The 23,688-nt window shown below is 68.0% G+C and carries 24 protein-coding genes and 2 tRNA genes; 4 read left to right on the top strand and 22 right to left on the bottom strand.

Translation table 11 applies throughout. The annotated features are described in order from the left end of the window. Positions 1–8: 8 nt before the first annotated feature. Positions 9–587, bottom strand: coding sequence for an FKBP-type peptidyl-prolyl cis-trans isomerase (locus tag D5S08_RS11065; protein ID WP_121118470.1), 579 nt, complete (start codon positions 585–587; stop codon positions 9–11). A 127-nt stretch (positions 588–714) separates the two neighbouring features. Then, entirely contained in the window at positions 715–921 is a 207-nt protein-coding gene (gene rpsU, locus D5S08_RS11060) for a 30S ribosomal protein S21 (protein WP_121118468.1), read from the bottom strand. Between the two features lie 393 nt (positions 922–1,314). On the opposite strand from rpsU, the gene D5S08_RS11055 reads away from it, so the two are divergent. After that, positions 1,315–2,535: a Gfo/Idh/MocA family protein gene (locus D5S08_RS11055; RefSeq protein WP_121118466.1), complete on the top strand. Its 1,221-nt coding sequence runs from the start codon at positions 1,315–1,317 to the stop codon at positions 2,533–2,535. A 20-nt stretch (positions 2,536–2,555) separates the two neighbouring features. Here D5S08_RS11055 and D5S08_RS11050 read toward each other — a convergent pair whose 3' ends face one another. The 9 genes from D5S08_RS11050 to D5S08_RS11010 form a co-directional block, all read right to left on the bottom strand. Next, on the bottom strand, positions 2,556–3,347 hold the full coding sequence (locus D5S08_RS11050) for a phosphoadenylyl-sulfate reductase (protein ID WP_121118464.1): 792 nt from the start codon (positions 3,345–3,347) through the stop codon (positions 2,556–2,558). Further along, positions 3,340–3,834 carry a DUF934 domain-containing protein gene (locus D5S08_RS11045; protein WP_121118462.1) on the bottom strand — a complete coding sequence of 165 codons (495 nt, stop codon included), beginning with the start codon at positions 3,832–3,834 and terminating at the stop codon, positions 3,340–3,342. The genes D5S08_RS11050 and D5S08_RS11045 overlap by 8 nt, the downstream gene beginning before the upstream one ends. After that, positions 3,827–5,461 carry a nitrite/sulfite reductase gene (locus D5S08_RS11040; protein ID WP_121118460.1) on the bottom strand — a complete coding sequence of 545 codons (1,635 nt, stop codon included), beginning with the start codon at positions 5,459–5,461 and terminating at the stop codon, positions 3,827–3,829. Before D5S08_RS11040 ends, D5S08_RS11045 begins: the two co-directional genes overlap by 8 nt. Then, on the bottom strand, positions 5,461–5,760 hold the full coding sequence (locus D5S08_RS11035; protein ID WP_121118458.1) for a DUF2849 domain-containing protein: 300 nt from the start codon (positions 5,758–5,760) through the stop codon (positions 5,461–5,463). Before D5S08_RS11035 ends, D5S08_RS11040 begins: the two co-directional genes overlap by 1 nt. Next, a complete protein-coding gene (cobA, locus tag D5S08_RS11030) occupies positions 5,757–6,515 on the bottom strand; it encodes a uroporphyrinogen-III C-methyltransferase (RefSeq protein ID WP_121118456.1) in 759 nt (252 codons plus the stop codon). The genes D5S08_RS11035 and cobA overlap by 4 nt, the downstream gene beginning before the upstream one ends. Positions 6,516–6,577: 62 nt before the next feature. After that, entirely contained in the window at positions 6,578–7,696 is a 1,119-nt protein-coding gene (locus D5S08_RS11025; protein ID WP_121118454.1) for a mechanosensitive ion channel family protein, read from the bottom strand. Next, positions 7,693–8,898 carry a cystathionine beta-lyase gene (metC, locus tag D5S08_RS11020; RefSeq protein WP_121118665.1) on the bottom strand — a complete coding sequence of 402 codons (1,206 nt, stop codon included), beginning with the start codon at positions 8,896–8,898 and terminating at the stop codon, positions 7,693–7,695. The genes D5S08_RS11025 and metC overlap by 4 nt, the downstream gene beginning before the upstream one ends. Beyond that, positions 8,895–9,734, bottom strand: coding sequence for a sulfurtransferase (locus D5S08_RS11015; protein ID WP_121118452.1), 840 nt, complete (start codon positions 9,732–9,734; stop codon positions 8,895–8,897). The genes metC and D5S08_RS11015 overlap by 4 nt, the downstream gene beginning before the upstream one ends. A 41-nt stretch (positions 9,735–9,775) precedes the next feature. After that, entirely contained in the window at positions 9,776–10,927 is a 1,152-nt protein-coding gene (locus D5S08_RS11010; protein ID WP_126665542.1) for a hypothetical protein, read from the bottom strand. A gap of 129 nt (positions 10,928–11,056) precedes the next feature. Between D5S08_RS11010 and queF the strand changes: the two genes are divergently transcribed. Then, on the top strand, positions 11,057–11,506 hold the full coding sequence (gene queF, locus D5S08_RS11005; RefSeq protein ID WP_121118449.1) for a preQ(1) synthase: 450 nt from the start codon (positions 11,057–11,059) through the stop codon (positions 11,504–11,506). Between the two features lie 5 nt (positions 11,507–11,511). On the opposite strand, the gene D5S08_RS17345 is transcribed toward queF, so the two are convergent. Together D5S08_RS17345 and D5S08_RS16445 are read right to left on the bottom strand one after the other, a co-directional pair. Continuing rightward, complete coding sequence (locus D5S08_RS17345) at positions 11,512–11,640, bottom strand: hypothetical protein (RefSeq protein ID WP_277750412.1); 129 nt, start codon at positions 11,638–11,640, stop codon at positions 11,512–11,514. Positions 11,641–11,862: 222 nt separating this feature from the next. After that, positions 11,863–12,111 (bottom strand): hypothetical protein, encoded by a 249-nt coding sequence (locus D5S08_RS16445; RefSeq protein WP_126665541.1) that lies wholly within the window; start codon positions 12,109–12,111, stop codon positions 11,863–11,865. Here D5S08_RS16445 and D5S08_RS17480 point away from each other — a divergent pair. Then, positions 12,044–13,039, top strand: coding sequence for an SGNH/GDSL hydrolase family protein (locus D5S08_RS17480; protein ID WP_121118663.1), 996 nt, complete (start codon positions 12,044–12,046; stop codon positions 13,037–13,039). The two genes, D5S08_RS16445 and D5S08_RS17480, sit on opposite strands and share 68 nt — an antisense overlap. Here D5S08_RS17480 and D5S08_RS10995 read toward each other — a convergent pair. From D5S08_RS10995 to asd, 9 genes are all read right to left on the bottom strand, one after another. After that, positions 13,002–13,077 (bottom strand) — tRNA-Thr (locus tag D5S08_RS10995). The two genes, D5S08_RS17480 and D5S08_RS10995, sit on opposite strands and share 38 nt — an antisense overlap. Before the next feature lie 31 nt (positions 13,078–13,108). After that, a complete protein-coding gene (locus D5S08_RS10990) occupies positions 13,109–13,990 on the bottom strand; it encodes a hypothetical protein (RefSeq protein ID WP_121118447.1) in 882 nt (293 codons plus the stop codon). Then, positions 13,987–15,303, bottom strand: a complete 1,317-nt coding sequence (locus tag D5S08_RS10985; RefSeq protein WP_121118445.1) for a replication-associated recombination protein A — start codon at positions 15,301–15,303, stop codon at positions 13,987–13,989. The genes D5S08_RS10990 and D5S08_RS10985 overlap by 4 nt, the downstream gene beginning before the upstream one ends. A 19-nt stretch (positions 15,304–15,322) precedes the next feature. Then, positions 15,323–15,832 (bottom strand): hypothetical protein, encoded by a 510-nt coding sequence (locus D5S08_RS10980; protein ID WP_121118443.1) that lies wholly within the window; start codon positions 15,830–15,832, stop codon positions 15,323–15,325. A gap of 190 nt (positions 15,833–16,022) precedes the next feature. Continuing rightward, positions 16,023–16,151, bottom strand: coding sequence for a hypothetical protein (locus D5S08_RS17340; protein ID WP_277750411.1), 129 nt, complete (start codon positions 16,149–16,151; stop codon positions 16,023–16,025). Positions 16,152–16,492: 341 nt separating this feature from the next. After that, positions 16,493–17,905: a glycoside hydrolase 5 family protein gene (locus D5S08_RS10975; protein ID WP_121118441.1), complete on the bottom strand. Its 1,413-nt coding sequence runs from the start codon at positions 17,903–17,905 to the stop codon at positions 16,493–16,495. Continuing rightward, on the bottom strand, positions 17,902–20,103 hold the full coding sequence (glf, locus tag D5S08_RS10970; protein WP_121118439.1) for a UDP-galactopyranose mutase: 2,202 nt from the start codon (positions 20,101–20,103) through the stop codon (positions 17,902–17,904). Before glf ends, D5S08_RS10975 begins: the two co-directional genes overlap by 4 nt. Before the next feature lie 317 nt (positions 20,104–20,420). After that, positions 20,421–20,494, bottom strand: a tRNA-Gly gene (locus D5S08_RS10965). Positions 20,495–20,538: 44 nt separating this feature from the next. Beyond that, positions 20,539–21,408, bottom strand: coding sequence for an archaetidylserine decarboxylase (gene asd / locus D5S08_RS10960; RefSeq protein WP_121118437.1), 870 nt, complete (start codon positions 21,406–21,408; stop codon positions 20,539–20,541). A 124-nt stretch (positions 21,409–21,532) separates the two neighbouring features. Here asd and D5S08_RS10955 point away from each other — a divergent pair, with 124 nt between their 5' ends. Next, positions 21,533–23,608, top strand: coding sequence for a S9 family peptidase (locus D5S08_RS10955; RefSeq protein WP_241557355.1), 2,076 nt, complete (start codon positions 21,533–21,535; stop codon positions 23,606–23,608). Positions 23,609–23,688 lie beyond the last annotated feature (80 nt).

Below are 23,688 nucleotides of genomic sequence, written 5' to 3'. Positions count from 1 at the left end.
CTCGCTGCTTACTGGCCGGCCGGCGGAGCGGCAGGACCGCCTGCGCCCGGTGCGCCCGGCATGCCACCCGGCGCGCCGCCACCCTGCATCATCTGCTGCATCATCATCTGCTGCTGCATCTGCATGATTTCCTCCCGCGTGCGGAACTCGATCAGTTCGACCTCGAAGGTCAGGTCGGCATTGGGGGGGATCGGCCCGCCGGGCCCGCTGCCCTGTGCGCCATAGCCCTGCGCGGCCGGGATGTGCACGCGATAACGGCCACCCGTCTGCATCGCCTGCAGCGCGGTGGAGAAGCCCGGCACGACCTGGTCGACCGGCATGGGCGCCTGCTGGTTCTCGTCGAACACGGTGCCGTCGTCCAGCGTGCCGCGATAGCTGACCAGAGCATAGTCGGTCGCGCCCGGGCTGGGGCCGGTGCCTTCGGCCAGCGTCTCGATCGTGACGCCTTCGGCCAGGGTCCGCACCTTGGGCACCGCGGCCCAGGCGACGCCGGCGGCGGCCAGCAGCACGATCACGATGCCGATCCACAGCTTCGTGAGCGATCCCTTGGCGATGGGCTGCAACGGTACGCGGGTGATTTCGGTCATGAAACGGCTGATCCCTGAAATGCGAAGGGGCGCGAAGGATGATCCCTTTCGCGCCCCCTTGGCTGAAGCAATGGCGGCCTGCAAGCGGCGAGGTGATGCCCCCCGCCGGCCACCCGTGCCGGACGGCTTACTTGCCGCCGTCACGCTCCACGCGCTTGCGCTCCAGCTTGCGGGCGCGGCGCACGGCGGCGGCCTTTTCGCGGGCGCGCTTCTCGCTCGGCTTCTCGAAGTGACGGCGCAGCTTCATTTCGCGATACACACCCTCACGCTGCAGCTTCTTCTTGAGCGCGCGAAGGGCCTGCTCCACATTGTTGTCGCGAACCATGATCTGCATAAAAGTAACGCCACCTCTTTCGGCTGATCCCCTCTAGCGGGTGAAGGGTCAAAATGATGAAGGAGCCGAAGCTGCACGCAGCCCGGCAACAATTCTGCCGCGCCCGTTATCGCACTCGGGTCGAAAAAGCAACCCGACCTGCCCGGCCATATCCGCCATTCCCGCAAACAAAAAAAATGGCCCGGTCGTTGCCGACCGGGCCTGAAAAGTTTGGGAGAGGATGCCTGAAAGGCCCGTCCCTTATGTCTGCGGCGGATGATTCGGCATAACGCATAAACCACATGGAGTGTTGCATAGGACGCAACACTACAGCTCGTGCTAGCGGTGAAAACCGCGGGGCTCGACAGGCGCTCCCGCCCGCGCGACAAGACGATCCGAACAGGAGCGCACAGCATGGTCGAGACACGTCGCAGGTTCCTTGCCATCGGTGGCGGCGCGGCCGCCGCCTCGCTGGCACTGTCCATCCGGCCGGCCGCTGCGCTGATGCAGGATCGCGGTGCGGTGCGCGCGACCGGGCAGGACATGCCCGGCAATGTCGAGCTACCCGCCAGCCCGCCGGAGCCTGGCAGTTCGGACAGCATCGGCTTCGCCATTGTCGGCCTGGGCGGTTACGCGCTCAACCAGATGATGCCCCGGTTCGAGCAGGCGAAGGGCGCGCATATCGCCGCCATCGTGTCCGGCAACCCGGACAAGCTGCGCCGCGTGGGCGACGCCTACGGCATCCCGGCGGATGCGCGCCATTCCTACGAGACATTCGGCAACATCGCGGGGGATGACCGGATCGACGCCGTCTATATCGCCCTGCCGAGCGGGCTACATGCCGAGTGGGCGATCCAGGCCTTTGCCGCGGGCAAGCATGTCCTGTGCGAGAAGCCCATGGCGCTCAGCAGTGCCGAGTGCGAGCGGATGATCGCGGCCAGCCGGCGCGCCGACCGCAAGCTGATGATCGCCTACCGCTCGCATTTCGAGCCGCACAACATGCAGGCCATGGAACTGATGGCGCAGGACGCCACGGGCCAGTTGCGGCTGATCCGGGCCGAGAATTCCTATCGCATGCAACCGACCACTCCTGCGGAAAACTGGCGCGTCGATCGCGCCCTGGCAGGCGGTGGCCCGCTGGAGGATCTGGGGATCTACTCGCTGCAGGCGGCGCTGTACCTTGCCGGGGAGATGCCCGAGAGCATCAGCGCCAGCACCTTCAAACCGGCAGACGATCCGCGCTTCGCCCAGATCTTCGCGCATGTCTCGTCCCATTGGCGCTTTCCGTCGGGCGCCGTGGCGCAGATCGCCACCTCCTACGATTCCGCCGGCATCAACTTCGCGGAGGCGCGCGGCACGACGGGCGCGCTGACGCTGAAGCCGGCGACCAGCTATTCCGGCCAGAAGATGACGCTGGAAAGCGGAGGTGACCGCCGCGAGCTGTCGCCCGGCGACCCGTCAGTGCAGTTCGCGGGCCAGCTCGACCATTTCGTGGACGCCATCCGCAACAACACGCCGATCAGGACGCCCGGCGAGATGGGCCTGCGTGACCTGCGCCTGATGGAGGCGATCTATGCCGCCGCCGCGACCGGGCGGACCGTGCATCTCAACCCCGATGGAACAATGCGGGGCTGACCCGGCTCCCGTAGCCGAACCTAGAACGCCGGCTCGTATCCCGGTGGCAGGTCGCCTTCGCCCTCTAGCCCCGTCGCGGCGGGATTGTTGGAGGAATGGATGCCGCATTCGGTCTTGTTCCAGCCGCGCCAGCGCCCGGCGCGCGGGTCCTCGCCGTCGGCCACCGGGCTGGTGCATGGCTCGCACCCGACGGACAGGTAGCCCTGCCCTTCCAGCGGGTGACGCGGCAGGTCGTTGGCGGCGAACCAGGCATCCAGGTCCGCCTTGGTCCAGTCGCCCAGCGGATTGATCTTCAGCCGCCCGTCCTCGATCTCGAACCGGGGCAGGTTCTGGCGGGTGGAGGACTGGAACGCCTTTCGGCCGGAGATCCAGGCATCCAGGCCGTTCTTGGCGCGGGCCAGCGGCTCCACCTTGCGGATCGCGCAGCAGCCGTCCGGATCCCAGCCCCAGCGCAGGCCGGCCTCGTCCTTTGTCTGCAGCGCGGCCGGATCGGGCCGGACAACCCGTGAGTCGGTGAAGCCCAGCCGGGCGATCAGCGTGTCGCGATAATCCAGCGTTTCGGGAAACATCTTCTCCGTATCGACGAAGATCACCGGCACGGTCCGGTCGGCCTTGGCCACCAGGTCCAGCAGCACGGCGCTTTCCGTGCCGAAAGAGGAGACCACCGCCAACCGGCCCAGGCTGCCTTCGGCGAAAAGCTGCGCCAGCATGGTCTGCACATCCACCCCGGCGAAGCGGGCGTTCAGCGCATCGGCATCCGCCTGCACGAAGCTGGGGCCGGTATCGATGATGTCGCGCGCACGGCTAGCCATTGGTGTCACCATTCCGCTCACCATGCCGAAGGGTCCAGATCGGCGCGCGGCCATCGACCGCCGCCTGATAAACTTCGGGCCAGGTCGCGAAGGCGCGCGCGGCGTCCTCCTCGTCCAGCCGCACGCCGGGCGCGAAGCTGTCGAACCCGCAGCGGCGCATATGGCTGAGCTGGTCGATCAGCACATCGCCCACCGCGCGCAGTTCGCCCTGGTAGCCGGCTTCACGCAGGATGCGTGCCGCGGAATAGCCGCGTCCGTCCCCGAAGGAGGGGAAGTTCACCTCCACCAGCGCGATGCGGCCAAGATGCGGCAGCAGGTCGCGGGCATCGTCGCCCGGTTCGATCCGCACGGCGCTGGCATTGGTCTGCCCCACGAAGGCATCCACCGTCACCGCCGGGTGATCGACCATCTCGTCCTCGCGGAAACGGAACTGAACATCGTCCAGCTCGCGCGCCTCGCTGTCGGTTCCGCTGATCGGCTCAGCCATAAAGCGCCTCCTTGAACGGTTCCATGCCGATCCGGCGATAGGTGTCGAGGAACCGCTCGCCATCCTGCCGTTGCGCCAGATAGACCTCGGTCGTCTTCTCGATCGCGTCCACCACGCCGTCCTCGTCGAAACCGGGACCGGTGATCTTGCCCAGGGACGTGTCCGCCCCCTCGCTGCCGCCCAGCAGCAGCTGGTAGTTCTCGCGTCCCTTGCGATCCACGCCCAGCACGCCGATGTGGCCGGCATGGTGGTGGCCGCAGGCGTTGATGCAGCCGCTGATCTTCAGCTTCAGCTCGCCGATCACCGCATCCTTGCCGTTGTCGGAAAAGCGCTGGCTGATCTTCTGCGCCAGCGGGATCGCCCGCGCATTGGCCAGGCTGCAATAGTCCAGGCCCGGGCAGGCGATGATGTCGCCGATATTGTCCAGGTTGGCGGTCGCCAGCCCGGCCGTGTCCAGCCGTTGCCACAGCTCGTACAGGCGGCGCTGCTCCACATGCGGCAGGACGATGTTCTGCGCATGGGTCACGCGGCACTCGTCGAAGGAGAACTCCTTCGCCAGATCGGCCATCAGGTGGATCTGCGCCGCGGTGGCGTCACCCGGGATGCCGCCGACCGGCTTCAGGCTGATCGTGGCGGAGGTGTAGCCGTGCACGCGGTGCAGGTGCGTGTTCTGCTGCACCCAGGCGGCAAAGGCCGGGTCGGACTGGTCGACGCCATCGCTCAGCCCTTCCACGAAGGGCGGATCGGCGAAGAAGGTGCGGATCCGCTGCAGCTCCGCGAAGGGCGGCTCCACGCCCTGGTCCAGCAGCTGCTGGTATTCGGCATCGACCTGCGCGGCGTAATCTTCCGCGCCGATCTCGTGCAGCAGGATCTTGATGCGCGCCTTGTACTTGTTGTCGCGCCGGCCGTAGCGGTTGTAGACGCGCAGGCACGCCTCCGCATAGGTGATCAGCCGATCCAGCGGCACCCATTCGCGCACCAGATGGCTGATCATCGGCGTGCGGCCCATGCCCCCGCCGACATAGAAGGCAGCGCCCAGCTCGCCGGCATCGTTCTTGTGGATGCGGATGCCGATATCGTGCAGCCGCATGGCCGCGCGATCGGTTTCCGACGCGATCACCGCGATCTTGAACTTGCGCGGCAGGTAACTGAATTCCGGGTGGAAGCTGGACCATTGGCGCATCAGCTCCGCATAGGGGCGCGGGTCGGCGACCTCGTCCGCCGCGGCACCGGCGAAATGGTCGGCGCTGATGTTGCGGATGCAGTTGCCGCTGGTCTGGATGGCATGCATCTCCACGGTGGACAGCTCGGCCAGGATGTCGGGCGCGTCCTCCAGCTTGATCCAGTTGTACTGGATGTTCTGACGGGTGGTGAAATGGCCATAACCGCGGTCGTACTTGTCCGCGATGGTGCCCAGCATGTGCATCTGCGTGCTGTTCAGCGTGCCATAGGGCACCGCCACCCGCAGCATGTAGGCGTGCAGCTGCAGGTACAGGCCATTCATCAGCCGCAGCGGCTTGAACTGGTCTTCCGTCAGCTTGCCATCCAGCCGGCGGCGCACCTGGTCACGGAACTCCGCGACACGGGCATCGACCATCTGCTGGTCGTATCGGTCATACTGGTACATCAGATCACCCAGGTGCCGGCCTCGGGATCGGCCGGTCGCAAAGTCAGGTCGGCGCGGACGGTGGGGCCCAGCGCGCGGATGCGGTCCTTGATATGCGCCGGCCGCACGCGGCCTTGCGCATCGGTGGTGGCCTCGATCGCATAGGGCACCACCACGCGCCGCTCGGCTTCCTCGCGCGCGGCGATGCTGGCGGCGTCCTCGCCCACGTCGCAGGCATCCTCCACATGCAGGGACCAGCTGCTGCCGTCCCACCACACGACGGCGCCGCTCTTCAGGTCGCTGCCGGTCAGGATCTTCATGCTGCTGCTGCTCCAAGCGCGACGGGGACCAGCGCGGCGTCACTGCCGCGCGTCACGGCGCCGATAACGATCAATGCGGGGCTGACCACCCCTTCCTGCGCCACCAGGTCGGGCAGCCCGGCGAGGCACCCGCGCAGCACCCGCATTTCCGGGCGTGCGCCATTCTCGATCACGGCCACTGCCGTGTCGGGCGCCAGGCCGTCGGCCATCAGCTTTTCGGCGATCTGCGGGGCGGTCTTCACGCCCATGAAGATCACCAGCGTGCGCCCCGTGCCGGCCAGACCGGCCCAGTCCTGTTCCGCCAGGCCCTTGCACTGGCCCGCCACGAAGCTGACGATGCTGGCATGGTCGCGATGGGTCAGTGGGATCTGCGCGGCGGCTGCGGCACCCAGCGCGCTGGACACGCCCGGCACCACCTCAACCGGCACGCCGGCGGCGCGGCAGGCCTCCGCCTCCTCGCCCCCGCGGCCGAAGATGAACGGGTCGCCGCCCTTCAGCCGCACGACATCCCGCCCGGCCAGCGCATGGCGGACCAGCAGCGCGTTGATGTCATCCTGCGGCAAGGTATGATGCGCACGGCGCTTGGCGACGTTCACCAGCAGTGCGCCGGCCGGGGCCAGTGCCAGAACGGCAGGTTCCACCAGCCCGTCATGCACGACGATGCCCGCCTGCCCGATCAGCCGCGCGGCGCGCAGCGTCAGCAGGTCCGGATCACCCGGTCCCGCACCCACCAGAAAGACTGTGCCTGTTGCCATGGCGCCCAGATGCGCATGGCGGCCAATTCATTCCAGCGAGAAACGATATGGCGGGGGCTAGGTCAGCTTTCCCGCTGTGCGTCGGTCGCTGCAGCCGGCGGTGTTTCGCGCCTTTCCAGCGCGGCGATCAGCCGTTCGAACTGGGCATTGTCGCGCAGGTTCAGGTCGCGCTGCGGGAACGGCACCTCGATGCCGTTGGCCTTGAACAGCGCCCACAGCCGCTTCAGCACTTCGGATTTCACATTGCCGACGCCCTCTTCGGGATCGGTGATCCAGCAGTGGATGGTGAACAGCAGCCAGCTTTCGCCGTAATCGGACAGCCAGGCGGTGGGCGGCGGGGTCGCCAGCACGCGCCGGGCACCGCGCGCGGCCTCCAGCATCAGCTCCTCCGCCCGCACGATGTCGCTCTTGTACGATATGCCGACGGGAATCTGCACCCGCACGCGCCGGCTGGAATAGGACCAGTTCTCCACCTGATTGACCATCAGGTTCTCGTTCGGGATCAGATATTCCTTCTCGTCCCGCGTGATGATCGACACGGCGCGCACGCCGATCTTGCGGATCTGGCCGAACGTTTCGTTGCCGGCCATGTCGGTCACGGCGATCACGTCGCCCGGCTTGATGGACCGGTCCATCAGTAGGATGATGCCGGCGATCAGGTTGCCGAAGGTCTTCTGCAGGCCGAAACCGATGGCCAGGCCAAAGGCGCCGGAGAACACCGCCAGCGCGGTCAGGTCGATTCCCAGCAGGTCGACCCCCATCAGGATGGCGATCGTCCAGACGACGATCGTCACCATCTTTTCGCCCAGCACCGCCTGCGACGGGTTCAGGCGGGTCACCTTGCGCAGCAGCCGGTGGCCGAACTTGTTGCCCAGCCGCGCGCCGACGAACACGCCCACGATCACCAGCACCACGACCAGCAGGGTCCACAGCGAGAAACGCGTGTCCCCGACGGTGAAGCCGATCACATCCAGCTGGGTGACGATGTCGCCGACCGTGGTGCTGCGATCGTTGATCGCCTCGCTCAGCGCCTCGGCCCCGACCAGCTCCTCCGGCACCTCCACCGGGGTTGCCGGCGTCACCGGCACGTCGATGATCGGTGGCGAGATCGTCGCTTCCGGCGTCGGTGTCGGTGTCGGCGTCGCTGCCGGACTGGTCAGCGCGCCGAGCACGGCGGTCATGCGCGGTCCATTGCCGCGAATGCCTGCGCCAGGTCGGCGATCAGGTCGGCCGGATCCTCCAGCCCGATGGCCAGGCGCACGCCCAGCCGGTCCTCCGCCGCCCAGCCGGACCGGGGCCAGACAGTGCTGGTGCGGATGCGCTGCGGATCGACCGGGACCACCAGGCTTTCATAGCCGCCCCAGGAAAAACCGATGCCGAACAGGCGCAGATTGTCGATCAGCCGCGCCCGGTCGCCAACGCCGCGGCCGCGCAGCACGAAGGAGAACAAGCCGCAGCCGCCGTCGAAGTCGCGCCGCCACAGATCGTGCCCGGGTGCACCCGGCAGCATGGGGCACAGCACATGCGCCACCTGCTCCTGCGCCCCCAGCCATTCCGCCACCGCCAGCGCACTGTCCGCCTGTCGCTGCAAGCGCAGACCCATGGTCCGCAGGCCGCGCAGGGCCAGGGCCGCATCGTCCGGACTGACCACCTGCCCCAGCAATTGCGCGCGTTCGCGCAAGGCATCGTGCACGGCAGCCGTGGCCGTGACCGCGCCCATCATCAGGTCCGAATGCCCGCCCACATGCTTGGTCAGCGCCAGCACGCTGGCATCCACGCCATGGCGGATCGCCGTGAAGCCGGTCGGCCCGGCCCAGGTATTGTCCAGCACGCTGAAGGCGCCGCGCTCCCGCGCGATGGCGGCCAGCGCGGGCACGTCGCACACCTCCATCGTCAGGCTGCCGGGACTTTCCAGCAGCACCACCTTGGTGCGCGGGCAGAAGGCATCCCGGTAGGCGGCGATGTCCAGCGGATCGAACCAGCGCGTCTCTATCCCCAGCGGCGCCAGCAGCTTCTCCGCCAGAGAGCGGCTCGGCTCGTAGGCGTTGTCGCTCATCAGCAGCACGTCGCCCGCATTCAGCAGGCCCAGCAGCGCGCCGCTGATCGCGGCGAGGCCGCTGGGGTACAGCAGCGTCCCGGCCGCGCCCGGCTCCAGCCCGGTCAGGGCATCGCACAGTGCCCATTGCGTGGGCGTGCCGCGCCGGCCGTAGAAGAAATGCCCATCCGCATTGGGACGGCCCGCCGCCAGATCGGCGCTGTCGGCATACAGATGCGTGGAGCCGCGCCAGACCGGCACATTGACCACGGGGCCGGTCCATTCGGGCCGGCGACCGGCGGCAACCAGCCTGGTCCCGAGGCCGCAATCGTCAGGTGCGTCGCTCATCCGGCAGCCTTCGGTGTCGCAGGATCCGCGCCCCATTCGCTCCAGCTGCCATCATAGAGCGCCGTGTCGGTCTTGCCGGCCAGCCGCATGGCGAACAGCAGCACCGCCGCCGTCACCCCGCTCCCGCAGGTGGTGACCACCGGCCGCGTCCAGTCGAGGCCGGCGGCATCGAACGCGGCGCGCAGCTGCGCCGGGGGCAGGAAGGTGCCGTCAGCGGCGAACATTGCCTTGTAGGGCAGGTTCAGCGAATGCGGAATGTGCCCGCCCGCCAGGGCAGGGTTGGCCTCCGGCTCCTCGGCCGTGAACCGTGCGCGGCTGCGGGCGTCGAGCACCTGTTCGGCACCGCTGTCGAGATTGGCGAGCAGGTCGGCCTTGCTGCGCACCGACATGGCCGTGGCTCCCGGCTGCCAGTCGCCGGCCGGCTGCACCGCGGTGGCTCCGCTCTCCAGCGGGCGCCCCTCGGCCCGCCACTTGGCCAGGCCCCCGTCCAGGATCGCCACATCGGTGAAGCCATGCTGGCGGAAGATGAACCATGCACGGGCCGCGGTCCTGATGTCGCTGTCGTCATACAGCACCACCCGCGTGCCCGCGCCGATGCCCAGTTTCCGCAGCCGGGTCGCAAACTGCTCCGCAGTGGGCAGCGCCGCCGGAACCGGGCTGGCACGATCGGTCAGGCTGGCGAGATCGAGGAAGAGCGCACCCGGAACATGCGCGGCGGCATGCTCGGCAGCGGCATCGCGCGCGGCGGCGGGCAGGTGGGCGGAGGCATCCAGCACCACCAGCCCGGCCTCCCCGGCATGATCGGCCAGCCAGCCTGTGGAAACGAGTTCGTTCATGCCTGCGATGCGTAGCGAAGCGGGCACGGGCGGTAAACCGTTCAGCCCAGCACGCGGGCCAGCAGCGGGGCAACCACGCGGGGTCCGGCATCCAGCCGCACCGGCTGCACCTGCCCGCCCTGGCCCGGCGGGCCGACCAGCAGGGTCAGCGTGCGGCGCCCCTGCCCGTCGCCCTCCAGCGCCAGTCGCAGCAGCGGCACGAACAGGCTGGACCGCCCCTGCCGGATGGCGGTGACCTGCGCCAGCGGCAGGCGCACCTCGGCGGCGATAGTCCGGGTGTCACCCGGCGGCAGGCTGGCCAGCTGCGCGATGACAGGGGCCTCTCCCGCCGGACCGCCCAGTTGCTCCGTCTGCTGCAGGGCCGCATGGGCCCCGATCATGTCGGCCCGCAGCACCAGTCCGGTCAGCGGTGCCGGTCCGGCATGCCGCAGGGTCAGATCGAAGGAGAGCGCAGCGTTCATCAGCGACAGGCTGAGCCGTCCGGCGGTGACATGCATCTCCACGCCTGCCAGGCCGACATCGACCTGGAAGTCGGATGCGGGCGAAGCCGCCGGAGCGGGTGCAGGTGCGGGCGCAGGCCGGGGGGCCGGAACAGGTGCCGGAGGCGCCTGCGGCACGATACGCTCTTCGCGCTTCGACTGCGCCGGCTCGACCCTGTGCCGTCTGCGGCGCAGCACCAGCAGCAGCGCCCCGCCCGCCAGCAGTCCGGCGCCCGCGAGCCAGCCGAGCATGGTTACGCTGCCCTCCTCCGATCCCTCGGCCGTCGGTACCGGCGGCGCTACCGGCGGAGGCGATTGCGGCGCATCGCTGATGGCGGGTTCTGGCACCGGGGTGACAGGTGCGGGAGCCGGCTCTGCCGCCAGAGAGGGTCCGCTGTCCGGTGCGGCCGGGCGATCCGCAGCCGGACTTGGTGCGGAGGTCGGGCTTGCGGTTGGCGTCGGCCGCGCGGATCGCGCTGGCGCGGCTGTGCGCGCGGGGGCGGGCGGCACCACCAGCGGCGGTGGCGGCTGCACCGCTTGCGTGGCGGTCGGGGTGGGTGATGGCGCGGGCGTCGCGCGGCTCTGCGGCAGGTCGGGCGCGACCGGGCCCTGGCGCTCCGGCTCGGGCGAGGCGGTCGGCTGGGCCGGCGGCAGGCGGAAGTCCGGCACCGCCACCTGCGCCAGTGCCGTACCATGCAGCAATGCTGCGCTCACCAATGCTGCGGACCGTGCCGCTGTCCTGCCCCAAACCATGCCCGCCGCTTGCTAGCCTGCGCTGAACGGCTTGTGAACTGGTTACGCCCCCTCTTGCGATGCCCGCCCAACGAAGGCAGGGCCGCCGGCATGAGCGAACCCCTGTTTCTTGGCCAGTCCACCCCGCTGCCCGCCTCGCCCGAAGAGGCGCGGCTGGATTACGTGCCCAACCCGCGCAAGGACGAACTGTTCTGCGTCCGCTTCGCCGCGCCGGAATTCACCAGCCTGTGCCCGGTGACAGGACAGCCTGATTTCGCGCATCTGGTGATTGATTATGCACCGGGCAAAACGATCGTGGAATCGAAGAGTCTGAAGCTGTTCCTGGGATCATTCCGCAATCATTGCGGCTTCCACGAAGACGTGACCGTGGGGATTGGCCGCCGCCTGTTTGACGAGATGCAGCCGCAATGGCTGCGCATCGGCGGCTACTGGTACCCGCGCGGCGGCATCCCGATCGACGTGTTCTGGCAGAGCGGTGCGCCCCCGGCCGGATTGTGGCTGCCCGATCAGGGCGTCGCCCCCTATCGCGGCCGGGGGTAATCGGGTCAGATCTCGCTTTCGACTTCGCGGCTAGCGGACTGCAGATCTTCGCCAGCACCGGATACGGTGTTGCAGGCGGTGGTCGCCAGGGTCAGGACGGCGAGGGTGGAAAGCGTGATGGCGCGCAGGGTCATGGGTAATCTCCCGTAAGGGTTGCTGTGCCCTGCCAACGTCTTCCTTGTAGCAGCGTTCCCCAGGCCGCTTGCGGGCAGACCCGCCGCGGGCCGCAAGGTCGATGACAAACCGCATGGAACCGGCTAATTCCGCGCCGGCGGGCAAATCTCGGGATCGGACGGAAAGGGCCTCCCGGCCCGGACAGTCGCGCCATGATGGGGGGAATGAGCGGTGGACAGGCGTCAATTCCTCGTCCGGTCAGGCCTGGTCTCGCTGGGCAGCCTGCTGTCGGCAGGCTGCGGCGGCGAAGATGGCGGCTCGCCCCCGGCCGGCGGGGCACCGCCTGCCGGGGTACCGCCGGTGGCATCGCCGCCGCTGCCCGGCGAAACGGTCGTGATCGCTCTCGTGGGCTCCAGCAGCGCGATGCAATATGTCTCCCGCTTCGACGGGCCGACCAGCGACGCCCGGGTGCAGGTCACGCGCGACGGCACCCGCTACGCGACGCTGCAGAGCGGTGCCTTCGGCAAGGTCGCGGGGCAGGCGATCGTGCAGGCGACGGGGAAGAACGTCGTCTTCATTGATGGCGGCGTTTCGGGTGCCACACTGGCCAGCTGGGCGGAGACCGGCTCGACCCATCGGCGCCAGCTGGTGAACAGCATCAGGGCGGCCGGCCGGGCGGATCTGGTACTGCTGCAGGCTGGCTGGAACGATGCGGCGAGCGGTCTGGTCAGAAGCCGCGAAGAGCAGTTCCGTCTGTTCCGCACCCTGATCGGTGCCATCCGGTCTGAAGCCGCCATCCCGAATGCACCTGTCGTGCTGGGCGCCTGCCAGAACCTGCATGGCGGGGTGGCTGGCCGGCAGGACCAGCTGGCCCTGCAGCGCCTGGCCGAACTGGACGCCGCGGCCGGCATCCCTGACGTCGCTTACGGCTTCTCGACCTATGACCTGCCGACTCATGACGGGACGCATCAGTCGGAGCAGGGACAGATCCTCTCCGGCGGGCGGTTCGCCGAACAGGTGATCGCGCGCCTGGCCGGCCAGACGCTGCCGCGGGGCCCGCGGGGGACAGCCGCCACGCAGGTGAGCGATTCCATGACGCAGATCCGGCTGGATCTAGCGGGCGGGGCCGACTTCATGCCGGCCAGCGGGCTCGACGGCTTCTTCGTGGGGGACGCCGCGGGACGGAGTCCTGTCACCTCCGCCGTCCGGATCGATGCGAATACCATCCAGCTGGTGCATCGCCCGCTGGACATGCGGCAGGGGACGGTCCGTTATGCGCTCGATTCCGCGCTTCGCCTGCCCGGCTGTGTCCGCGACACCTCCGCCCTCGCCCGCCCGATGGAGCCGATGCTGCTGCCGGTCGGCAGCGCTGCGACGGGAATGGTGCCGGCTGCAGGATTCGAACCCGCGGCCCCCTGATTACAAATCAGGTGCTCTACCAACTGAGCTAAGCCGGCCTGATGCCAAAGGCACGGGGCGCCTGATGCATCACGGAACACCGAAGGTCCAGCCCTCCGTTGCAGCAAGCTGCGGGGTGAGCGCGGGCGGGCACCACAGCTCCGGACGCTCCGCCGCCAGCCGCAGCCAGGCCGCCGCGAGCAGCGCGTCCGCCGCATGGTCGGTGATCGCGCCGCTGCCGGGCACGGGCGGACTGCCCAGCATCGCCAGGGCATCGTTCAGCGCCACCATTTCGCGCATCTTGGCCCGCCCCGCGCTGCGGCCGGCGGCGATGGCAGGAATGGCGGTGTAGATCTCCACCACCACCGAACCCGCCGCCGGCAGCGGGTCGACCGGCCAGACGGGCAACCGCCCCGCCAGCCGGTGCAGCAGGCGCATGCCCGCAAGACTGGCCTTGCCGACCTGAGCGGCCCCCACCAGGTTGAAATTCGAGGTCGGGCGGCAGCCCAGAACGCTGGCCTGCGCGCCCTCCGTCACTCGCAACCGCCCGCGCCGGTGCGCGGTGCCGGGCAGGTGGAACCGGTCTCCTTCCCGCCCGCCATGACGGCGGAAATGACGGCTCGCCTCCGGATGATCGACGAAGCTGCCGACGCCGAGATGCGGGTCGCCGGCGCACACCCGGTCCACCAGCGCCCACAGCGCGCGCGCATCGGGCGGGCTGGCGGCCCAGCCGGGAAAGAAGGCGCCGCAATCCGCAGAGGGCAGCGACAGGCCGAGGTCGAGGCCGACCAGCGTGTCTGCCGGCAGCTCGGCCAGCAACCAGTCCAGCACCTCCGCCCGTGACCAGATGTGGCCGGGGCGGACGGGCGCCGGTGCGCCGGCGAGGCCGCACAGCGCCACGGCGATGCCCGGCTGCCGCTCGCCCGCCGCGCCGGACCAGTCGATCGCGGCGAAATGCGTGAAGCGGCTCATCCCCGGCGCAGTTCCTCCCGCCGCCGGTTCCACCAGGCGAGGCGTTCCTTCACCTGCCGCTCGAACCCGCGCTCCACCGGGCGGTAGAACTCCTGTGGCCCCAGATCTTCCGGCCAGTAATCCGCGCCGGAGAACCCGTCCGCCGCCTCGTGGTCGTAGGCGTAATCCTTGCCATAGCCGATATCCTTCATCAGCTTGGTGGGTGCGTTCAGGATGGAGGGCGGCGGCGGGAGGCTGCCGGTCTCGCGCGCGGATTTCCATGCCGCCTTCATCGCCTTGTAGGCGGCATTCGATTTCGGCGCGGTGGCGCAATAAAGGCAGGCCTGCACGATCGCCAGTTCGCCCTCCGGCGACCCGAGGAACTGGTAGGCATCCTTCGCCGCCAGGCATTGCACCAGCGCCTGCGGATCCGCGAGGCCGATATCCTCCGCCGCGAAGCGGACGATCCGGCGCAGCACATAGAGCGGCTCCTCGCCAGCCGTGAGCATCCGGGCGAGATAATACAGCGCGGCCTGCGGGTCCGATCCGCGCAGGGATTTATGCAGGGCGGAGATGAGGTTGTAGTGCCCGTCCCGGTCCTTGTCATACACCGCCACGCGCCGCTGCAGGAACGCACCCAGTGCCGCGGGATCGAGCGGTCCGGGCAGCTGTGCCGCATAGAGCGTCTCCGCCTGGTTCAGCAGGAAGCGGCCGTCACCATCGGCGCTGGCGACCAGCGCATCGCGCGCCGGCGGTGTCAGCGGCAACGGTCCTTCCAGCGCTTCCGCCCGGTCCAGCAGCCGCTCCAGCGCGTCCGCGCCCAGCCGATGCAGGATCAGCACCTGCGCCCGGCTGAGCAGCGCGGCGTTGAGTTCGAAGCTAGGGTTCTCCGTCGTGGCGCCGACCAGCGTGACCGTCCCGGATTCGACAAAGGGCAGGAAGCCATCCTGCTGCGCCCGGTTGAAGCGGTGGATCTCGTCCACGAATAGCAGGGTGCGCTGCCCGGCGGCGCGGGCGCGATCGGCTTCGGCAAAGGCCTTCTTCAGGTCGGCCACGCCGGAGAACACCGCGCTGACCGCGTGATAGCGCATGCCGGTGGCGTCGGCGAGCAGCCGGGCGATGCTGGTCTTGCCGGTGCCGGGCGGCCCCCACAGGATCAGGCTGGCCAGACGCCCTGCCGCGACCATCCGGCCGATCGGCCCTTCCGCGCCGGTCAGATGCTCCTGCCCGATCACCTCCCCCAGATCGCGCGGGCGCAACCTGTCGGCCAGCGGGGCGTCGGCGGCGGGCTGGTCGGGTGCGGGCGGCGGGTCGGCGGGGAAGAGGTCGGTCATGGGGTGGGCATATAGGGGGTTACACGAAACGGCGTAGATGTGGCTGGGTGACGGCCCATGCCAGCAGGTCATCCTGCTGCGATGGCGTGAGGTGGGCAACCAGCCGGTCAAGCCGGGTGACGAAGCTCAACAGCCTGGAATCGTCGGGTTTTCTCCAGATGGTGCGCGGGGAACCGCGATGGAGCGCGATGCGGAAGGGGCCCTCCACGGCGAGATCGCGGGCTTCGGCCTGTGTGAACTTCCAGCGCGGCTGCTGCTTTCCGCTCACCGCGGTGTCCCATGCTGCGCGGAAGGAGCCGGCGCGGGGATGGCGGCGCAGGCGGTAGGCGGATTCGCGGGTCAGGCCGATCGCCTGTGCGGCTTTCCGCACGCAGGCGGTGCGGACCAGCGCGGCGATGAAGCGCGCCTGGCGGGCGGGGGTCCAGCCATCGCGCCGTGTGCGCAGCGGCACCGGGAGGAAGGGCGGGATCTGGAGATAGGCTGTCCAGGGCTTGTGGCGGCGGCGGGTGATCGGGCGGCGTTTGCTCATGAGCTCGCGCGTAGGCTTCGGGCGTGGGTGTAGGAAAATGCTTTGGGGCGGGTTGCGCTGGCGTCCCTCGACAGGCTCAGGATGAGCGAGGTTGAGGTGGCGGGTTTCGCCCCATTGCGGCCATTCGTCCCGCTTGTCATATTGCAGCATGGCTAAAGACGTTGTGGAGCGTTGGGTACCCTCAACAGGGTTAGGCGAGCGGCCTGCGAGCATTTTCGATACAACATGGCAGGGCGGCCAGCAGCGCCTTATAGTCAATTTGAAACTTGCCACCGACGCCGGAGAAGATGACGAGGCTAATGCCCTGATTATCTTTCACGACGTGTTCGCCTATCAGATCTTCGATGAAGACATGGACACTAGCGGATTGCTAAACGCGCCAGCTGCGGAACTGGCTATAGGATACCCATGCGGCGGCAGGTGGCCTTTTCTTGTAGTCAGATCATCGACCTGGGTGAGTCAGTTGGTCGAGCAGCACCGCGGGTGGACCAAAGCAGACTTTCGACATTTCATCGTCACGTCGCGGAACATGCATCTACATGTTTCCTGCCGGAATCTAGCGGCTCCCAGTTATATCGCATAACGAAGCTCCCTACGACTGCTTGCCACCAATACCTGTAAATCGAACAGCGGCGATTTCGAACCCGACCTTGCTTGACCCTAAGGTAGGGAGACAATTGCCAGGGCGAGATCGGCCACGAAAGGCGTGGTCTCGTACCGGAGCTGGCCATCGCGGACCGGATGATCCGACACGCGCACGACCTCGCCTGTCACCGTATTCCACTCCATCACCTGCACCCGCCCTGTCGCCATTGGCAGCGTCAGCATGGCAGGTCGTGGCGGAGCGTCCTGGCGCATGCGTCCGTCGCCATCCAGCGATCGGGCGCGCAGCAGCCAGGCGACGGCCTGGCTGTCGTCCCCGCAGGCGAACAGGTGATGACCCGTGGCGCTGCCCTCGGCATTGAGGTTGCGGCGGGCGAAGCGCGACCAGTCGATCAGCGGCATGAACCCGGCCATCGCCTGCTGCGCGACGCGCATGCCGGCCGTCAGCACATGCGGGTGGCGGTTGGGCCAGCGCATGCCGCCCCCTGCCCCGCCCGATGCCAGATGCGCCCAGGCCATGTGGCGGAAATATTCGTCGTCGAACGCTTCCGGCAGGGTGATCCGCCGGTCCTTGAAGCTGTGGATCGGGCCATGCTCGGTATCGAGGAAGGGGCGCCCGTCCGTGATCTCCGCCAGGCATTCGCGCACGATGTCGCCCATGGCGCGCGCCGGGGCGACGGTGTTGCGCGGATTGTCGATCGAGCGTTCGCCGTAGATGTGGATGGTGGCGAAATCGAGCGCCGGATGGCGGAAGATCGGATCGTGCAAGGGCTGGTCCGGCTTCCAGCGCAGTTCGGGCCCGTAGATCGATACGGTCTGCAGGTGCGACCGGCCATGCAGCTGCTGTTCGCGCATCCGCACATGGCGGGAGAGATCCTCGATCACCTCGCCGAAGCAGCCGGCATCATCGCGGGCATGGGCCGGGTGGATCTCGTTCCACAGATCCCAGGCAAACAGCGTGCCCGACCCGCCCCAGCGCTCGATCGCGAAGTCCAGTCGGGTCTTCAGCGCATCGCGCGTCTCGGCAGACAGCAGCGCTTCCCGCATGGAGGCGAGCGGGCCGCCATTGGCGCTGTTCCACGGATGCTGTTTCCATCGCATCCACATCCAGAACGTGTCCAGCGGAGTCAGCAGGATGCGCAGGCCGACCGCCTCGCACAGGGCGAACAGATCGTCCCACACCTGCACCATCGCGGGCACGAAGCGGCCGGCGGGCTTTTCCAGGAAGCGGTGCCGGCCGCGGGCATCCTCCAGCATCAGGCGCAGGCAGGTGACGCCGCTCGCCTTCAGCCAGCGCAGGTGCCGTTCCACCGCCGGCAGGTCGCGCCGGCGGAACAGCGGCGCCAGTTCGGGCCAGTCGATCGAATCGTTCTGCCCGATCGGGTGCCACGGGACGCCGGTCTCGTCGCAGAAATAGGGCGCGCTCGCCGCGACCTCGATCCACGGCAGCCCCGGTGTCGTCCCCGTCACTCGACAGCGATGGCCGGGGCAGCGGGCGGCTGCTCCTGCAGTTCCGCCTTGTGCCGGCGATAGGTCGCCAACGCCTGGCCCACCACCTGATCCATGTTGTAATAGCGGTAGGTGGCCAGCCGGCCGACGAACAGCACATCGGGCCGGGCGTTGGCGAGCGCCTCGTACCGCTTGTACAATGCCTGGTTGTCGGCGCGCGGGATGGGGTAATAGGGATCACCCTCCGCCCGCGGATACTCATAGGTGATGCTGGTCTTCGGCGATTGCTGGCCGGTCAGGTGCTTGTATTCGGTGATACGCGTATGCAGCACCTCCTCGTCCGGGTAGTTCACGACGGCGACCGGCTGCAGCCATTCCTGCTCCAGCGTCTCGTGCACGAATTCCAGCGAGCGGTAGGGCAGCTTGCCGAAGCGATAATCGAAGAACTCGTCGATTGGCCCGGTGAACACCAGCCGGTCGTAATCCACCGTGTCCTGCACCTGCGCAAAATCGGTGCCGGTGCGAACGTCGATGTTGGGGTGATCGAGCATGGCGGCGAACATGGCGGTGTAGCCATCGCGCGGCATGAACTGGAACTTGTCCCCGAAATAGCGATCGTCGGTGTTGGTGCGCGTCGGCACCCGGGCGGTGACGCTCTTGTCCAGATCGGCCGGGTCGATGCCCCATTGCTTGCGGGTGTAGCCGCGGAAGAAGGTGCGATACAGGTCGCGTCCGACGGCGGAGACCACGACATCCTCCGATGTGCGCACCACCGGCACCGGCTCGGCCCGCGCGGCCAGGAAAGCCGCCGCCTCCTCGTCGGTGGTCAGGTCCAGGCCGTAGAGGCGGTTCAGCGTCGTGCGGTTGATCGGGACGGGCAGCAATTGTTCGTCCACGCTGGCCAGCACGCGATGCTCGTAGGCGTGCCATTCGGTAAACTGGGACAGGTAGTCGAAGATCTCCGCACTGTTGGTGTGAAAGATGTGCGGGCCATATTGATGGATCAGGATGCCCGCCGCATCGGGCCGGTCGAAGGCATTGCCGGCGATATGCGGGCGGCGGTCGATCACCAGCACGCGCTTGCCGCCATCGCGGGCGAGCCGTTCGGCCATGACCGACCCGGCAAAGCCGGCGCCGACCACCAGATAGTCGTAACGGTCCTTGTGCACCGCGGTCAGGTGCGGGCGCTCCGGCTCCGCCACCTGGCGGATATGCGCCAGCATGCGGGCGGCGACCTGGTCCCACGATTGCGCGGACAGCAAGGCGTCGGCCTCCGCACGCCAGTGATCACCATCGCGGCGCAGTTGCAGTGCCTGCTCGCACGCGGCGACGAACGCTTCCGCCCCGTCGGCGATCAGCACGCCGGTGACCGTACCGTAATGGCGGATCACGTCGGCGATCGGGGTCGAGACGACCGGCAGGCCGGCGGCGAGATATTCCGGCGTCTTGGTGGGGCTGATGAAGCGGGTCGCCTCGTTGATGGCGAATGGCATCAGCGCCACGTCCCACCCGGCCGCGCAGGCGGGCAGTTCGTCATAGGTGCGCGCGCCGAGATAGTGGATGTTGGGCCGCCGCGGCAGATCGGCGGGGTCGATCTTCACCACCGGGCCGACCATCGCGAGCGACCAGTCGGGCCGGGCATCGGCAATGGCGGCGATCAGGGCCAGATCCATCCGCTCGTCGATCACGCCATAGAAGCCGAAGCACGGGCGTGGCAGGGCGGAGGTATCGGCCGCGGCCGGCCCTGTCCGCGCGGTCGCGAAGTGGGCGACATCGACGCTGGAGGGGAACGGATGCACCGACGGGTGCTGCTCGCGTTTCACCTCGTACAGGCTGTAGCCGCCGGTGAACACCAGGTCGGCCGCCGCCAGCAGCTGGCGCTCCAGCGGGATCAGTTCGGGCGGTGCGAAGCGGAAATTGGCCAGCTCGTCCATGCAGTCATAGACGGTGCAGGCCGCGTCCAGATGGGCCGAGAACGGCAGCATCATGGGCGTGTAATACCATCGCAGCAGCGGCCCGGGCATGTCGCCCACCTGCCGGTCGAGCAGTTCGCGCAAAGCCTGGCGGCGGGCGTCGCCGGCAAGATGGCGCGGCAGACGCGGAGTGGCGACCGTGACGCCGGGTGCCGCTTCCCGCAGGTCCAGGCTGGCCGCTTCGTCATCGGTATCGATCGGCTCTTCCCAGAACAGCACGTCCATCGTCCGGGCAAACCGGACCATCAGATGCTGCGGGCGCTGAAAGACGAAATCCCACCTCAGATGAGAAAAGCATAGCAGCGTGCCTGAGGAGGCGGGCGGAGTGCTGGGCCGATCCGAGCCGGCAGGGATCTTGGGCAATACTGTTTCCTGAAAAGCAGTGAGCTAAGTAAATGCTTGCAGGTCCGGCAAGTTCCTTGGCCGTCGGAAGTCGAGGTGCAACCCGGATCAAGACCCGGTCGCTTCCTAACTAATGTCAGTATTTACGGCGGCAAAGATGTGTCGGCAGCGACACACGCCGGCCTGCAGCGGTTGCGCTGCTTCTTTTCGGATTGTGGAGATGGAGCGGGTGAAGGGAATCGAACCCTCGTATTCAGCTTGGGAAGCTGCTGCTCTACCATTGAGCTACACCCGCGATGGCGCGGCGAGTGCCATGCCGCCCCCGTGCCGTCAATCCGGTTATTCCGCCGTGCCGCCATGCGCCGGCCGGTCACCCATCCTCTCCCCCAGGCGCACGGCGCGTTCGGGTGCCCATTCGTCGTTGAAGGCAATCGTACCCTGCTGCCACAGCATCACCACGGTGGAACCGAGCAGGAAGCGGCCCATCTCCGCCCCCTTGGCCAACGAGATGTCGCGATCGGCATAATGCCACTCGGCAATCTTGCCAGTACGCCGGGCATTGACCTGCCCGTGCCACACGGTGCTCATGCTGCCGACGATGGTGGCGCCGACCAGCACCATGGCGAAGGGGCCGTGCTCCGGCGAATCGAACAGGCACACGACCCGTTCGTTGCGGGCGAACAGGCCGGGCACGCCGCGCGCCGTGACCGGGTTCACGGAAAACAGCGCGCCCGGCACATGGATCATCCGTAGCAACCGGCCGGCGCAGGGCATGTGCACGCGGTGGTAATCGCGCGGGCTGAGATACAGGTTGGCGAAACTGCCATGGCGGAACGGCGCCGCCAGCTCCGGATCGCCGCCCAGCAGCTGCACCGTGGTGAAGCGGTGTCCCTTGGCCTGCACCATGTGGTGATCGTCGATCGCGCCCAGCTGGCTGATCCGGCCATCCACCGGGGAGACGAAGTCGGCCGAGGCCAACGGCCGCAGGCCGGGCTTCAACGCGCGGGTGAAGAAGTGGTTGAAGCTGGTATAATGGGCCGGATCGGCCTGCTCCGCCTCCGCCATGTCGACCCGGTACCGGGTAATGAACCAGCGGATCAGCCGGGTGGTCAGCCCGCCGCCCTGCGCCCCGGCGACCCGCCCGGCGAGGCGGGTCATCAGCTGCTTGGGCAGCACATATTGCAGCAGGACGGCCGGGGTTCGTGTCATCAGGGATGCTTATGGCCGATCCTTCCGGTCCGACAAGGGCCTCACTCCGCTCGACGAACGCGCTTGCCGCCGGTGGGCTGTGCGTTACTCATCAGGGGATCAGACATCCGGGGGGAGAGTTCACATGTTCAAGCACTTGGCGACCAGCGGCTCCATCGCCGCTCTGGCCCTGGCCATCGCCCCAACCAACGCACTTGCCCAATCGGGAGATTCCATGACCGCCCCGCAAAGTTCCAATGCCGCCGACGCCGTGAAGTCCGTTCCGCTGATCCCGCGCGATGCGCTGTATGGCAATCCCACGCGCGCTGGCGGGCAGATCAGCCCGGATGGACAGTGGATCAGCTGGCTGGCGCCGCACGAGGGCGTGATGAATGTCTGGATCGCGCCCGCCGCCAGCCCGGACCAGGCGCGCCGCATGACCAGTTCGACCGACCGGCCGATCCCGCAATATTTCTGGGCGCCCGATGCGCGCAGCATCCTGTATGTGCAGGACAAGGGCGGGGACGAGAATTACCTGCTGTATCAGGTGGATGTGGCCAGCGGGCAGGAGCGCACGCTGACCCCGTTCGAGAATACGCGGGTGCAGGTCGTCGGCACGTCCAACACCATCACCGACAAGGTGCTGGTTGGCGTGAACAACCGCGATCCGCGGCTGCACGACGTCCACCTGCTGGACCTGACCACTGGCGAGCTGACGCCGGTGATGGAAAATTCCGGCTATGTCGGCTTCCTCGCCGATGACAGCCTGACCCTGCGCTGGGCGCTGCAGATGAACGCCGCCGGCGGCACCGACATGTTCGAGATCACCGACGGCAAGGTCGCCGAAACCCCGCGCGAGAGCACGGCAATGGAAGATTCGCTGACCACCAGCGTCGCCGGCTACACCACCGACGGCAAGACGCTGTACTGGATCGATTCGCGCGGGCGCAACACCGCGGCGCTGATCGCCGAAGACACCACCACCGGTGAAAAGCGGATCATCGCCGAAAGCGACAAGGCCGATATCGGCGGCACCATGACCGATCCCCGCACGGGCGAGGTGGAGGCCTATTCGGTCAACTACCTGCGAACCGAGTGGACCGCGCTGGATGCCGAAGTGGGTGCCAGCCTGGCCTTCCTCGGCAGCCAGCTGGAAGGTGATTTCGGCGTGCAGTCGCGCACGCATGACGACACCAAGTGGGTTGTGTGGAACGACCCGCTGACCGGGCCGACCAGGGTCTATGTCTATGACCGCCCCGCCGGCACGCTGACCGAGTTCTACAACAGCCGACCAGAGCTGGAGGGCGCGCCGCTGCAGCCGATGCACCCGGTGGAGATCGCCGCACGCGACGGCAAGCCGCTGGTCAGCTACCTGACCCTGCCCCCCGGCAGCGATCCCGACGGCGACGGCGTGCCCGATGCCGCGGTGCCGATGGTGCTGCTGGTGCATGGCGGGCCGTGGGCGCGCGACAATTACGGCTTCAACCGGGCGCATCAATGGCTGGCCAATCGCGGCTATGCCGTGCTGTCCGTCAATTTCCGCGGCTCCACCGGGCTTGGCAAGGACTTCATCAATGCGGGCAACCTGCAGTGGGGCGCGGCGATGCATGAGGATCTGCTGGACGCGGTGAGCTGGGCCGTGGCCGGGGGGATCGCTCTGCCTGAGAAGGTGGCGATCATGGGCGGCTCCTATGGCGGCTATGCCACGCTGGCGGGCCTGACCTTCACGCCCGAGACCTTCGCCTGCGGGGTCGACATCGTCGGCCCGTCCAACCTGGAAACGCTGCTGGAGACCATCCCCGCCTATTGGGAGCCGATGGTGAAGCAGTTTCACGAGCGGATGGGCGACCCCACCACGCCCGAAGGGCTGGCGCTGCTGAAGGAGCGCAGCCCGCTGTACAAGGCCGGCGAGATCACCAAGCCGCTGCTGATCGGCCAGGGCGCCAACGATCCGCGGGTGAAGCAGTCCGAAAGCGACCAGATCGTGGCGGCGATGCAGGCGGCGGGCGTGCCGGTCACCTACGTGCTGTTCCCCGATGAAGGGCACGGCTTTGCCAAGCCGGTGAACAACATCGCGTTCAATGCCGTGGCCGAGAACTTCCTGGCGACCTGCCTGGGCGGCCGGGCGGAACCTGTGGGCGACACGGTCACCAGCTCCACGGCGCAAGTGCTGGCGGGTGCCGAGATCGTGGGGCTACCCACGGAAACAACCGCACAGTAGAAATCCGCAAGGGGAACCATTCCGGCAATGTTTCCCCGCTGAAACATCCGGAGTGGTTTCTCTTGCTGGCGCACCGGCGA

This window comes from Croceibacterium ferulae (assembly GCF_003660445.1).
In the GTDB taxonomy this organism is placed as follows: domain Bacteria; phylum Pseudomonadota; class Alphaproteobacteria; order Sphingomonadales; family Sphingomonadaceae; genus Croceibacterium; species Croceibacterium ferulae.
This window is presented reverse-complemented; position numbering and strand designations above follow the sequence as displayed.